Origin of the sequence: Aneurinibacillus tyrosinisolvens (assembly GCF_001015055.1) — a bacterium.
In the GTDB taxonomy this organism is placed as follows: domain Bacteria; phylum Bacillota; class Bacilli; order Aneurinibacillales; family Aneurinibacillaceae; genus Aneurinibacillus_A; species Aneurinibacillus_A tyrosinisolvens.
This window is the reverse complement of record NZ_BBWZ01000029.1, coordinates 29,783-43,236: the sequence shown is the minus strand read 5'-3', so window position 1 is coordinate 43,236 and position 13,454 is coordinate 29,783. Positions and strand designations below refer to the sequence as shown.

Sequence of the window (13,454 nt, the reverse complement as noted above, 5' to 3'; positions counted from 1 at the left end):
TCTGCTTAAATAATTTCCATTGGGCGCATCATTTCGTGATCTTCATGCTCCAGCATGTGACAATGCCACACATAACGCCCGGTGAAGGGTCCAAAACGGGCTATAATGGATGTAACGTAACCAAAGGGGGTTCGAACTGTATCTTTTGATCCCATTTCATAGGGATTAGGAGGAGTGGGAGGTCCCGTAAAAATAAGGTTTCCGGTTTTTTGAAAATGAGAAACATCAAAAGGCTGGCGATCAAGAATTTGAAAGTCGATCAAATGGAGATGGATGGGGTGAGGATCATCATCGATTATATTGATGATTCGCCATACTTCAACAGTGTTTACCTCAATTCTTTCTGATATGCGATCTATCCACATTTTACCGTCTAATAAATTCAAGGATCTGCCATATTGATCCTTGATTCTGACGAGTGTTAAATATCTTATTCTCCTTGCCATCCTCAGAGAAAGTCGTTCGAATTTCCCTAAATAAAAAGGTAGAGAACTGGTATCTCTACTTGTTAATGGAACGGTTACTCGGAATTGCATGACATCGGTTGTTTCGGGGGATGCACTCTTGGTGACATTTTTGAGAATAATGGTTTGACCGTAGGATTGAGAAAAATCAATGATCATATCTACACGCTCGGCACTCATAAGTATAAACTCATTTATTTTTACTGTTGTCTCAAGAAAGCCGCCATCCGTGCCAATTTGATAAAAAGGCTGACCGGAGTCCATTTTTAATGTCAGGATTCGACTATTGGAGGCGTTTAAAATGCGAAACCGGTATTTTCTTGGTTCAACGTCCAGAAACGGATACACCTTTCCGTTTACCAGAATGGTATCCGCATCAAAAGGAGAGACAAGAGAAGGATGAGGAAGACCTGGATCATTTTGATCCGGTTTGCTGGGGTAGTAAAGTGACCCGTCTGGGTTGAACGAACGGTCCACAATTAAAAGAGGGATTTCATATTTTCCTTTCGGAAGATTCAGGGATTGTTCATGCCTGTCACGAATGAGATACAATCCCGCGAGTCCCGCGTAGACATTCAATCTTGTAATTCCTACCGTGTGGTCGTGATACCATAATGCCATGGCTCGGTCAATGTTTGGATACGTATAAACCTCTCGTTCAAATAAAGGTCCTGTTTGTTGAAAATTTCGCGTAAACCATGCTTCGGGGTAGCCATCACTATGGGCAGGCGTTGTTCCTCCGTGTAAATGTACAACGGTTCTACCCTCTGGAAGAGTGATTTCGGAACCATGAATCGTTGTATCAACGGGAAGAAAGTGCTTATTAGGCAGATCATTCACCCATTTAACATACACTGTTTCATTCTTCATCACTTCGAACGTAGGACCTGGAAATGTTCCTCCATAACCCCATAAACGGGTTGGCCCGAGGTCCCTGTGCAGCTTCTGGGAAAACTCCTTCATAGTCACTTCGTAATATGAACTCGTATTACTTCGCTTCTTGGGAGATAACGTATTTGGAATCGGCAGTTCATCCACAAATTTTTGCAGCTTTATCTTTTCAGGCATAAGAAAGGTAACCCTCCTCACTGTTAAGATCAATTGAGTAAGTTTATGAACGTGAACTTGTCCATTATGTTTTTAAAAAAACTTACTCAAATCCTAATTTATAAGTGGTGTTTTTTTCTTTATGAACCCCTTTCCATCAGCCGTTTTAGCTTCGCTTCTGTAGAGGAGTCTTCTACCGGGGTATATACACTGCATCGTAAATCTGTGCTCCCCTGTACCTGAAGTGAAGTCAAGTTGAATAGCATTTTTCCTGCTTTAGCATGCCTGAATTCAATCAGCACCTCTGGAGCGGTGCTTACCTGGCTTTCTTCCCACAACGACTGAAACTCCGGGTGAAGCTGACTCATTTCTTCAATAAATTCGTTATACCATCCATCCCTTACATATTGACCGTAGTAGACACGAAAAATGGCAAGAAACCCCTTCACAAAATGCTCCCAATTGACGGCTAATGACCTCAATTCTTTTCTTGTAAACACTAAGCGAATTAAGTTACGCTGCTCGTTCGGTACCTGTTCAAAATCCAAAAAAACATGGGCTGCTGCACGGTTCCAACCGACGATTTGGCAGTGCCGATCTGTGATAATCGTAGGACAGTATTTCAGTTCCGTTAGAATTCTTTCCAATGAAGGGCTGATTTTCGTTTGTACTTCTTTTTGCTGAGGGGAAGCTGGATTTGGATTTATTTCTGAAGCCAGATTATATAAGTAATTCCGTTCATCGCTATTTAACTGCAGAGCACTGGCGATGCAATCTAACACGGTCGAAGAGACTTTTATATCCCGCCCTTGCTCCAGCCAGGTATACCAGGTCGTACTTACTCCCGCTAATTGGGAAACTTCCTCCCTTCGAAGCCCGGGCGTCCTCCTCCGGGTTCCCACTGGCAATCCCACAGACTGCGGCTGGATTTTACTGCGCTTCGATTTTAAAAAAGCTGACAGTGCTTCAAGTTTGGCTTGATTACTCAACATCTCCAACCTCCATTATGATAACCATCATCCTGGTGTTAATTATACTAGGATAAACAACAACTTGTAATAGGATAATTTGCGTGTAAAAATATGAACATAACTTTAATTGGGAGGGAATGGGACTTGGAAAGAGTAGTCATTACAGGCATGGGAGTGGTGTCACCGCTCGGAAATAGTGTGGAAACGTTCTGGCAGCACCTGGTTGAAGGCAGGTCCGGAATTTCTGTCATTGATTCATTTGACGTAACCAGACATAAGACGAAAATTGCCGGAGTTGTCCGGGACTTTAATGCTGAGGATATATTGGATCGTAAGGAAGCCAGGCGCTTAGATCGGTTTTGCCAATTTGCTTTGGCTGCAGCCGAACAAGCATGGACGGATTCCAGGCTAAATCTTGATAATATCGATACAGAACGGCTTGGTGTATATGTTGGCTCAGGTACGGGCGGAATTGAAACCTTAATCAAAAATGTTGATATACTGCGTGAAAGAGGACCGGGAAGGGTGAGTCCGACGCTGGTACCAATGATGATTTCAAATATGGCTGCAGCCCAAATTAGTATGAAATGGGGTGCAATGGGCCCCACCATGTCGCCGGTGACTGCTTGCTCCATCGGAAATACAGCCATTGGTGAAGCGTACAAACTCATCCGGTCCGGCGGAGCAGATGTCATATTTGCAGGGGGAACGGAAGCGGCCATAACGGACTTGTCTTTAGCCAGTTTCGAGAATGCTACCGCTTTATCAACGAGGAATGATGACCCTGCCGGAGCCAGCCGGCCATTTGATGCGAATCGGGATGGATTTGTCATGGCCGAGGGGGCGGGCATTTTAATACTCGAATCGTTGTCCCACGCTTTATACAGAAATGCACCAATCTATGCGGAAGTCATCGGATACGGTGCAAGTTCGGATGCCTATCATATGGTATCTCCCCATCCGGAGGGGAAGGGAGCTTATCTTGCTATAAAAATGGCTTTACACGATGCGTCCATTTCTAGTGAAGAAGTCAATATGATTAGTGCTCATGCAACAAGTACAGAAATCGGCGATCGATGTGAAACGATGGCGATTAAGAAGCTGTTTGGAACGGAGGCATACCGGATTCCGATAACAGCTAATAAATCCATGACCGGCCACATGTTAGGTGCAGCGGGTGGAGCTGAAGCCATTGCATTGGTGAAAAGCTTGCAGGAGGGCATCATACCTCCAACAATCAATCAAGAACAATCCGATCCGCTATGTGATTTAGACTATGTACCAAATGTTGCCCGCCAGGCCAATCTAAATATTGGGCTGTCCAATTCATTTGGTTTCGGCGGCCACAATGCAGTTATCGTTTTGAAAAAGTATAAGCAGGATAAGTTGTAAGAAAGGTACCTCAATAAGAGTCCGTTTGGTGTTACCAGCACCGACGGTCTTTTTTTATGTTAAAAAGTTACCGATTTTTGCAATGAATCTTAAGCATTACTTATTGAAAAATTTATAATTGTTTAACATTTATATTTTACACTATCCTTGTATTAAAAATGTTAAAACATAACATTTCAACCAGGAAAAGAGGGTGTTTATGAAGAGCAAGAACAAATGGTTAACCGGACTCCTTGCGTTATCTCTTAGTTTGCCCGTCTCCCTCCCTTATCTTACCCCTATCGCTTCAGCGGAAGGGCCAAGTGACCCGGCCCCTGTACTCACAGCAAAAATAACCAACCAAAATGCCGGAAAAAAGATTCTCTTTGATAACATCCATGGACAAACTGCCGGAGCAGCTGATTGGGTTATCAATGGAGGATTTTCAGACTTTGGAAATGGACTTGCCAATAATGGTTTTTATGTAAAAGAACTTCGTAAATCCACCCCGCTCACCTACAGCGACCTCAGTTCCTATGATGTATTTGTCATTCCGGAAGCTAATATTCCATTTAAGACGTCTGAACAGGCAGCTCTGCTGCAGTATGTACAAAATGGAGGAAGCGTGTTCTTCATTTCAGATCATTATAACGCTGACCGAAACAAAAACCGATGGGATGCTTCCGAGGTTTTTAACGGATACCGTAGAGGAGCCTGGACAAATCCAGCAAAAGGCATGACAGTGGAGGAGGCAAACTCAACTGCTATGCAGGGCGTAAGCAGCTCAGACTGGCTGGGAAGTAATTTTGGCGTACGCTTTCGCTACAATGCCATCGGAGACGTAACGGCAAACCAGATTGTCCCTTCCAGCCAGGCGTTCGGTATTACGAACGGAGTCTCCACGGCTGCCATGCATGCGGGATCTACCGTAGCCATTCTTGATCCGAAGAAAGCCAAAGGAATTGTATACCTTCCCGCAACAACAGCCAAATGGAACAGCGCAGTGGATCAAGGTGTATATAATGGCGAGGGAGTTCCAGAGGGGCCTTTTGCGGCTGTTTCGAAGGTAGGAGCAGGTAAAGCTGCGTTTATCGGAGATTCTTCTCCCGTAGAGGATGCAACCCCACGCTATGTAAGAGAGGAAACCGGCGGGACAAAAACGACACACGATGGTTATAAAGAACAGAATGACGCGACTCTTCTCGTTAATATTGTAAACTGGCTGGCTAAAAAGGAAAGTTACACGAGTCTTGATCAAGTATCAGGGCTGCAGCTCGATAAACCAACGTCATTATTGTCTTTTGAAACACCGAGCCAATCTACTGAACCGAAGGCCGAACCGTGGTCTGCTCCGGCAGCGGGCTACAAATGGTATGACCCGGCTACTTTTAAGCCTGGCTCCTATGGAGCGGTGTCAAAAACAAGCACACCGCCGGCTCCGGCTCCAGCAACTGGTTATTCTTTTGATCATCAATCCGTTTTGCCTAGCGCACAAGCTTTTGAAATTCGAGTAAAAATCGATGGCCAGGCACCTAATACCACCTATAGCGGCTATAACATAGGAATCTATACCTCAAGCGGCACGCAGATAGCAAAGGTACAGAACGCGAATGGAAGCTGGCCTTCCGCTTATGGATACAGTCCTTCCTTCTCTATGACAACTGATAGTATGGGACACGCTGAGAAGGTACTAAAAGTACAGATCCAGCCGGGAACCACGGGGGCGGGAAGCCTGCGGCTCAGACAGAATACGACAGCGAAATATACAGAATCAGTATCGATTGGGAATGTTCCTGCCGAACCGCTTCAGTAAAAGAACAATTTATAAACCAGTTAATGAATGGAGGGTACTTAAATGTTTAAAATGAATTTCAAGGCTTCCGTTTTTTCCATCCTATTTATGCTTATGTTTTTGGCAGCCAGTCTTTTTACAGTATCTACTCCTCATGAAGTTACGCAAGCCGCTAGTTACGACAAAGTCCTTTATTTTCCTTTAAGTAAATATCCTCAAACAGGCGATCATATCCGGGATGCGATTGCAGCAGGGCATTCTTCTATCTGTACAATTGATCGGGGGGTACAGACGAACGACGAGCGGCATCTCTGGCTCCTTATCCAACGAAGCCTGGTTACGATCGGGATGAGTGGCCGATGGCAATGTGTGAAGAGGGTGGAGCAGGAGCCGATGTAAGATACATTAGCCCGTCAGATAATCGTGGAGCAGGAGCCTGGGTAGGAAACCAGGTGTCAGGCTATCCGGATGATACAAGAGTGAAGTTTATTGTAAGATAGCTGTAGGAAGATTTGTGTGAAGGAGTTCAACCTATGGAAAAATCATGGCCTAGGCAAGAATTAACGATTTCCTATTCGCAAATTGCAATATTCAATAAAGGAATGGACACTCCCTTCTCTGATTGGAAAGACGAACATGTGAAGCAGGGGTTTGCATGGAGGGAAGGAACGGTTTCCTTTGGAACGCTGGCAGATGATACGTGCGAAATAGAAGTAAGCCTTAACGATGAAGTAAATGCCAGCGAACAAGCCGTTCGATCCATTGTTGTTCCATTTCAAGTCGGGGAAAAAGGAGTGACGGTAAGCAGCATTCTTTCTAAACAATATGACTTTGATATTCCTCACGGGATATATGAACTGTTATTTGAAGCCGTTCCATTGGAGCCGCCATCAGCAAACGGAATGTTCAAAGTTCGTTATGTTTTTAGATTTACCCCTTCTGCAGCTCCGAAGCAGCGAGTAATCAAACATGACGCCGAACTATCACCGCCTGAAGAACTAGTTATGAAGGCTGAACCGGCGGTTTGATAATCTTCATCGAATACCATACGTATAAAAAAGAATCCAACCCGAATAGGTCGGATTCTTTTTTATTCATCAACTATATTTTTGGCAGTGACCCGCAATGAAAAGCTAAAAAATTAAAAAGGATACCGATATAAAGATATAGGAAAGAAAATGGGTTCTTTTTCTGCAAGCCATTCTTTTATTTTTATTAAGGAAAGGGTAGGTAGCAATGGAGAGATGGGAAAGCACAAAAGGTACTGGTGGACAAAAACCCATACAACGATGAGCCCGTTGCGGAATTCCGTATAGCAAATTTGCAGGACATCGATGAGGCATACCAGGCTGCGGCCCGTGCCAAACAAGAATGGGATAAAGTTAATCCATTTAAAAAGCGGATGATTCTAGAACAGGCGATAACATACATAGAGCAGCACGAAAACGAGATAACAGAAATTATTATTGATGAGTTAGGCGGAACCCGCCTGAAAGCTGCCTTTGAAATTGGACTTGTTAAAGACATTATTAAGGAAGCAGCTACTTTTCCGGTGCGTATGGACGGAAAAATCCTCCCTTCCCCTGTAGACGGAAAAGAAAACAGAGTATACCGCCTTCCTATCGGCGTCGTTGGTGTTATTAGCCCCTTTAACTTCCCCTTCTTTTTATCCATGAAATCAGTTGCGCCTGCACTTGGTGCGGGGAATGGAGTCGTATTGAAACCGCGCGGGCTGGCCAGGATGGAAGAGGATTTGCCGTAGTGGCGGATGAGGTCCGAAAAATGGCCATCAACTCCCGGGAAAATGTGGTGCAGATTGATGAGACGACGAGTCTTATCCAAACCCTTATTTCTAAGCTGGAAGATTCGCTAGAGCGAATTAACGAGACGACGAAAGCCCAGGCAGCGGCTACTGAACAGATATCGGCTACTATGCAGGAAGTAAGCAGTAATACAAACAAGGTGGCACAGATGGCCGAATCGTTGCTGAAAGGCTCAAATTAAAAATTTCTTGTATAAATAATGAAAGGCATAATATGCAGAAAAGTGGATGTGATCCCTTTCCTGTATATTGTGTCTTTTTAAAACCTCTTTATATACAATAGGGGGATGAAAAATGAGAATACAAGGAGGAGCCATATCAAAAAAACGGTTGACAATAAGAGGAAATCATTATAAGTTGTATGTACAACTAACAATGAAAAGCATTAAAGGAGCATATCGTGGAGAAACAGATGAATTTTGAGGAGGACGGTTTTTTTGATTGTCCTTTTTTTAATGTAAACCGGTTAGCGCGTGTAATGAACAAAATGGCTGAGGAAGAGTTTGCACTTATCGGCTTGTCACCTTCCTACGCATATTTGTTAATGGTTGTGGAACAGAACCCTGGTATTACACAGAAAGACTTAAGTGAAACACTGCACATTGCCCCCTCAACAAGCACCCGTTTTATCGATAAGTTGGTTAGCAAAGGTCTTGTACAGAGAAAGAGCGAGGGAAAACTGGCCCTTATCTATCCTACGGATAAAGGGCTGCAGCTCCATAAGGAAATAAATCGGTGCTGGCAGCGGCTGAATGAGCGCTTTGCAGATATTGTAGGATCTGAGCAAGGCAGCATGCTTAGCGGGATGATGCATGCGGTAAGTGAAAAGGTGGAAAAAAAGTAAATATTTTTTTCTGTTTAAAATTGTTTGTACATACAAATGTAAAATCTAATAGAATAAGGGAGGAATTATAGCATGGTTATACAAATAAAGCGGGGGATATTTGACTCATTGGAGGATGAAATGGTCGGTGCGGCGTGTTTTCAGCCGATGCTCCTCGTTTATAAAAATAAAATAGCAGAGCAGACTGAGCAGGACCATTACGCAGTTAAGTCGCAGTTTTACCGTCAGCTAACCGGCGGGCAACAAGCATTGTTCACATTCTATGTGTACCATAATCACGCATGGAAGTCCCCGGTTGAGTTTTATTGGTGGACTGCCTATTTTCTTGCACAGCCGGAAATCTGGTCAGCAATCAAAGGCGGGCTGCAGTATTTCGAAGCTGATTCCATGCTGAACCTTCTTGAAGAGACGGAAGGGCTTCTTAAAGTGAAAGACTATCCACGCAGTCTGGAGGATTTTTCTGTTTCACGTGAGGATCTTGACACCAATGAGGAACTTCTGACAGCTATAAGGTCGCTCCATGCTGCGTACCGTGAACTCACTCCTGCAACCTTAAGGATGGTAGGAGAACACATTCGAAACAACCCGAACGAATTTGTTGACTTCATAGATTAAGTGTAAACGTTATATAATAGAAAATAACAAAAAGGGCAAGTTATCAGATAATTACCAGATAACTTGCCTTTATTCTAGACAAAGAAGAGGAGAACAAAATGGGCAACATCCCTTCACCGGTAAAATCAGCACCGCGTTCTATTTACTGGATTATCGCGGGAATTACCTTTCTAACCTTATTAGTCTCAGCGGGTGTACGCTCCGCTCCGAGTGTGCTTATGGTCCCCTTTGAGGAAGCGTTCGGGTGGAGCCGGACAACGGTTACCTTTCCACTGGCCATCAATCTGGCACTCTACGGCCTCTGTGGCCCGTTTGCGGCAGCTTTTATGGAAAAGTATGGGCTAAAGAAAATTATGATTTTTGCCCTTTCGCTGCTCGTCCTGGGCACCAGCCTTTCAGCCGGAATGCAAACCGCCTGGCAGTTTACCCTATTGTGGGGATTGGTCATCGGCGTGGGTACAGGGTTAACTTCCTCGGTTTTAGGGGCAATGGTAGCAAACCGCTGGTTTAAAGAAAGGCGAGGGCTTATCGTAGGCGTATTTACGGCAAGCGGAGCAACCGGTCAGCTTATCTTTCTTCCTTTATTTGCACAAATCGTATCTTCCTACGGCTGGCAGATGGTCGTTTGGGTTACAGCATGCTCTTCTCTTGTTGCCGTTATACTTGCAGCGGTTTTCATGCGTAATAAGCCGGAGGATGTGGGCATTCTGCCTTATGGTGCAACAGATCCGACGGAGGCTGAGGTTCCTCAAACCCGCATGAATCCTTTTCGGTCTGCGATGGATGGATTAAAGGTCGGAACCCGCTCTAAAGATTTCTGGCTGCTTGCGGGAAGCTTCTTTGTCTGCGGATTGTCTACCAATGGCCTAATTGGGACACATCTCATTCCCGCCTGCCTGGAGCATGGGATTCCTGAAGTGACGGCAGCGGGGATGCTTGCTGTTATGGGGATATTTGATATTATCGGGACGACGATGTCTGGCTGGCTATCCGATCGGTGGGACAGCCGGTGGCTGTTATTCTGGTATTACGGATTGCGTGGGATTTCCCTCGTCTTCTTGCCGTATGCCCTTGATTCCACGTTTTTTGGTCTCGCTGTCTTTGTCGTTTTCTATGGGCTGGATTGGGTAGCAACAGTCCCTCCTACGGTGCGTTTGTGTTCGGACGCGTTTGGAAAACAAAGCGGCATCGTATTTGGCTGGATTTGGGCCTCTCACCAACTCGGAGCAGCAACCGCTGCTTTTGGAGCCGGAATTCTGCATACATGGTTTGGATCGTACACATTTGTCTTTATTGTCGCAGGTATCCTTTGTGTGACTGCGTCCGGATTTGTTATTCAAATACGGCAGAAAAGGGAATCATCTGTTCAATACATAGGCTAGTTGAAACTTTTTGTTTCAAGCATGAAAAATAGAAGAAATTCCTTACATGCAGCGTGGCTGATACACTTCAGGTATAAACGTAAGGAGGTTTCCGAAATGAGAATAAGCGTGCTTGGAACAGGGCGGATGGGACAGGGATTAATCAAAGTAATGTCCCCCCATGTAAAAGGAATTAGTTGGGGTTCCCGTTCGCCTGAAAAAGCAGAGGAATTAATCAAAAAATCAAACAGCAAAGAGGTTTTTCCCGTTACATACGAGAAAGCTTTACAAGCGGATATTATTTTTCATTCCTTTTGGTTCAGGGATTTGCTTCCTTTTGTAAAAGAAAACAAGGAGGAGCTGGCAGGTAAAATACTCGTAGACATTGTTAACCCTTTTACGGAGGATTTCTCAGATTTTACAACGGAGTGGGGAACATCCGCTGCAGAGGAGCTGCAAAGAACTCTCCCTGATACGAGGGTAGTGGGCGCTTTCAAAAATACATTCTTCGAAGTATTTAATCAGCCCATTCACGTAGGAATGAAAAGTGATGTATATGTTACTTCGGATGAAGAGGAGGCACGCGATACCATTGTAAAATTGCTTGAACCACTGCCTTTCCGAATTTTGGACGGCGGCCTGTTGAAGAATAACCGTACAATAGAACGCATGACGCTTTTTGAACGCGAACTTGCCATTCGCTACGGACATTATCCTTATGTATCCTTTCGCCTGTTTGGGGCGGAAATAGGAGATAAAACCAGGGAGGGGCTATAATGTTTATTGTTCTCTTGAAGTATCTAAAACCGTTAGACCAAGTGGAAACGTTTATTAACGAGCATCGGGAGTTTTTAGGAAAGTATTATAAAGAGTCTAAATTTCTTGCTTCAGGACCCCAGGTTCCCCGAGAGGGCGGCGTTATTATTGTCAATGCAGACAGCCGGGAAGAGGTACAGATGATAATAGAAGAAGATCCGTTTAAACGGGAAGAGATCGCCCACTATAATATCATTGAATTTACTCCGACCATGCATGATGAACGAATCTCGCATATTTTACAGCAAGCCAGGTAAGCAGCACTATTGCTTGAAATATTTTCGTAAAAGAAAGCCGTCTTGTTCGGATGCACAGATAAGGGAAATCGTCCGCTTTGCTTCTGTATCACGAATGGGGAGAGCTTTCAACGTGTTATGGCCTAAGTGCTCAACCGCGGTTTTTGGAAGCACGGTGATTCCTGCCCCCGCAGCGACATAGCCGAGGAGAAAGTCTCCAAATGCGACTTCTGTTTGAATCGTAGGAACTATATTGTGCTTTGCAAAAACGGACGTCATCGTTTTTCTCACATGACACTCCGCTGGATAAAGAACGAGCGGCTCAGTTGCTAAATTAGCTACAGCTATATATTCGTTAGAGAAAAGCTGGTGATTCTGGGGAAGAACGGCATAGAAGGATTCTTCGAAGAGGTCCGTTATCCAGAAGGATTTATGCACAGGCAGACGTTCAATAACCGCAGTGTTTACTGTGCCTGACTTTAGCAAGTCGAATATTTCCAAAGAGGTATTTCGAACAACGATTTCAACTTTAATCCCTTTTTCCTGCAGAGCCATTACTTTTTTCGGCAGGTAGTGGGCGGCTAAGCTTGGCAGAGTCCCTAGTACAATGGACTTTTTCTCGCTGAACTTGTTCATGTCGGCCTGAATCAATGCCATTTCCTCAAGTACCGGCTCAATTCTTCTATATAGGGTATCGCCTGCTTCCGTTAGCGAAACGCCGGAAGTTGAACGGGTAAATAGAGCCACACCGAAATAATCCTCCACTCTGCGGATTTGTTTACTCAAGGCCGTGTGGGTAATATTTAGATTTTGGCTTGCTTTAAAAATACTTTTTTGTTTTGCTGTTTCAACAAAACTAGCAAAGTAGTCGATATTCATTTTTTACCTCATCTCATTTTTAAGCCGGGAGCAGAAACTTCCGGCTTTTTACACCTTATATTTTATATCTGTTTCCTAAAGAGTGGTATAAATATTGTTTGGAAAATAAGCGTTTTTCGATTAACGGGGAAGGAGGCAGGGAACGTTAGAAGTATATAAACGAAAGAGAGGGAACAGCATGGATAAGAAAGAAAAGCTTGAACAGGAAATAGCCCAGATTCTTACGGAAGGTGAAATAGAGCGTGAGGATCCGCAGGAAGCGGCACGAAAGCGTCTTCCACACAAGCAGGAGGTACGCATTCAAACGCAAACCGACCCGATTGTGGAAGAGACAAAAAAATTCCGTGAACTCGCGGAAGAGGTCGATGACCGGTATGACAAGTATTCATAGAGAGAAATAGGGGATATAGGGAAGGGGACGGAGAAACTAAAGCATGCTTTGTACGTGTACCGGGATTTGGACAACAGGGCTTTCTTAAACAGGCTTACGGCGGAATGTATTAAGGAAGGGACTGTCATTTCCGATGATGTTTGTTTAATTTCGATTACGATTCCATAAGGATGATAAGGAAAATGGGTACAGGAGAAGGAACGTCTCTGAAGAAAATTGATGTAGTAGGCGCCGTTATTCAGAATGAGAAAAAGGAAATCCTTTGCGCGCTGCGGTCGCAGCAAATGTCGATGCCCGGCATGTGGGAATTTCCCGGCGGAAAGATAGAAGAAGGGGAGAAGCCGGAGCAGTCATTGCGGCGGGAGATTAAAGAAGAACTTTCGGTACAGATTGAAGTAGGTGAACTTATTACAGATGTTGTACATGATTATCCGGCTATCCAGGTTCACCTTTTTACATACCATGCAAAGATTGCATCAGGAGTACCACAAGCAAATGAGCATGAAAAGCTTTTATGGCTGCCAATTCAGGACCTCCTTAGCCTCCACTGGGCTCCGGCCGATATGTCTACTGTGTATAAATTGCTAGGTAAAAATACCCTGTTAGATAAATAATTAGTCATTCCCTGAGAAAATATTTGCAATGCGGTAAATGAGCATATATAATTAGGGTGAATTTGTAATAATATGTCGAATGACCCATAAAAACCGATAAAGGCAAACCTGTTGAAAGGCAGGGACGCAAAGCCACGGATCTAAGGTTCTAAGGACTGCAGAACTATGAACGCCGGGTTACCGAGGACATCATGAAAGCAGAGATAAATAACTGAGGTAACGATGGCTATA

The 13,454-nt window shown here is 44.3% G+C and carries 14 protein-coding genes, 2 pseudogenes and 1 riboswitch; of the genes and pseudogenes, 13 read left to right on the top strand and 3 right to left on the bottom strand.

Going from position 1 to position 13,454, the window contains the following annotated elements:
* Positions 1–5 precede the first annotated feature (5 nt).
* Positions 6–1,532 (bottom strand): multicopper oxidase family protein, encoded by a 1,527-nt coding sequence (locus tag MBEAL2_RS20210; protein ID WP_152667866.1) that lies wholly within the window; start codon positions 1,530–1,532, stop codon positions 6–8.
* Positions 1,533–1,651: 119 nt separating this feature from the next.
* Positions 1,652–2,503, bottom strand: a complete 852-nt coding sequence (locus tag MBEAL2_RS20205; RefSeq protein ID WP_439644891.1) for a helix-turn-helix transcriptional regulator — start codon at positions 2,501–2,503, stop codon at positions 1,652–1,654.
* Between the two features lie 123 nt (positions 2,504–2,626).
* On the opposite strand from MBEAL2_RS20205, the gene fabF reads away from it, so the two are divergent.
* From fabF to MBEAL2_RS20150, 11 genes and pseudogenes are all read left to right on the top strand, one after another.
* Complete coding sequence (fabF, locus tag MBEAL2_RS20200; protein WP_047154057.1) at positions 2,627–3,874, top strand: beta-ketoacyl-ACP synthase II; 1,248 nt, start codon at positions 2,627–2,629, stop codon at positions 3,872–3,874.
* 199 nt (positions 3,875–4,073) lie between these two features.
* Positions 4,074–5,666, top strand: coding sequence for a DNA-binding protein (locus tag MBEAL2_RS20195; RefSeq protein ID WP_047154056.1), 1,593 nt, complete (start codon positions 4,074–4,076; stop codon positions 5,664–5,666).
* 87 nt (positions 5,667–5,753) lie between these two features.
* A pseudogene (gene nucB, locus MBEAL2_RS20190) lies at positions 5,754–6,145 on the top strand (sporulation-specific Dnase NucB).
* A gap of 33 nt (positions 6,146–6,178) precedes the next feature.
* On the top strand, positions 6,179–6,673 hold the full coding sequence (comJ, locus tag MBEAL2_RS20185) for a competence protein ComJ (RefSeq protein WP_047154055.1): 495 nt from the start codon (positions 6,179–6,181) through the stop codon (positions 6,671–6,673).
* A 206-nt stretch (positions 6,674–6,879) separates the two neighbouring features.
* A pseudogene (yfmT, locus tag MBEAL2_RS20180) lies at positions 6,880–7,371 on the top strand (benzaldehyde dehydrogenase); the annotation flags it as partial.
* Between the two features lie 35 nt (positions 7,372–7,406).
* On the top strand, positions 7,407–7,649 hold the full coding sequence (locus tag MBEAL2_RS20175) for a hypothetical protein (protein ID WP_047154053.1): 243 nt from the start codon (positions 7,407–7,409) through the stop codon (positions 7,647–7,649).
* A 218-nt stretch (positions 7,650–7,867) separates the two neighbouring features.
* Positions 7,868–8,311 carry a MarR family winged helix-turn-helix transcriptional regulator gene (locus tag MBEAL2_RS20170; RefSeq protein ID WP_236692953.1) on the top strand — a complete coding sequence of 148 codons (444 nt, stop codon included), beginning with the start codon at positions 7,868–7,870 and terminating at the stop codon, positions 8,309–8,311.
* Between the two features lie 72 nt (positions 8,312–8,383).
* Positions 8,384–8,926, top strand: coding sequence for a hypothetical protein (locus tag MBEAL2_RS20165; RefSeq protein ID WP_047154051.1), 543 nt, complete (start codon positions 8,384–8,386; stop codon positions 8,924–8,926).
* Positions 8,927–9,024: 98 nt separating this feature from the next.
* The gene (locus MBEAL2_RS20160; protein WP_047154050.1) at positions 9,025–10,308 is read left to right on the top strand and encodes an MFS transporter; all 1,284 of its coding nucleotides are present in this window, start codon (positions 9,025–9,027) and stop codon (positions 10,306–10,308) included.
* A gap of 21 nt (positions 10,309–10,329) precedes the next feature.
* Entirely contained in the window at positions 10,330–11,064 is a 735-nt protein-coding gene (locus tag MBEAL2_RS20155) for an NADPH-dependent F420 reductase (protein ID WP_269082495.1), read from the top strand.
* On the top strand, positions 11,064–11,360 hold the full coding sequence (locus MBEAL2_RS20150) for a YciI family protein (RefSeq protein WP_047154048.1): 297 nt from the start codon (positions 11,064–11,066) through the stop codon (positions 11,358–11,360). The genes MBEAL2_RS20155 and MBEAL2_RS20150 overlap by 1 nt, the downstream gene beginning before the upstream one ends.
* Positions 11,361–11,366: 6 nt before the next feature.
* Here the strand turns inward: MBEAL2_RS20150 and MBEAL2_RS20145 are convergent, their stop codons facing one another.
* Positions 11,367–12,218 carry a LysR family transcriptional regulator gene (locus tag MBEAL2_RS20145; protein WP_047154047.1) on the bottom strand — a complete coding sequence of 284 codons (852 nt, stop codon included), beginning with the start codon at positions 12,216–12,218 and terminating at the stop codon, positions 11,367–11,369.
* 178 nt (positions 12,219–12,396) lie between these two features.
* On the opposite strand from MBEAL2_RS20145, the gene MBEAL2_RS20140 reads away from it, so the two are divergent.
* Complete coding sequence (locus tag MBEAL2_RS20140; RefSeq protein WP_047154046.1) at positions 12,397–12,609, top strand: hypothetical protein; 213 nt, start codon at positions 12,397–12,399, stop codon at positions 12,607–12,609.
* Between the two features lie 182 nt (positions 12,610–12,791).
* Positions 12,792–13,223, top strand: coding sequence for a (deoxy)nucleoside triphosphate pyrophosphohydrolase (locus tag MBEAL2_RS20135; protein ID WP_173427729.1), 432 nt, complete (start codon positions 12,792–12,794; stop codon positions 13,221–13,223).
* Between the two features lie 91 nt (positions 13,224–13,314).
* Positions 13,315–13,408, top strand: a riboswitch (cyclic di-GMP riboswitch).
* Positions 13,409–13,454 lie beyond the last annotated feature (46 nt).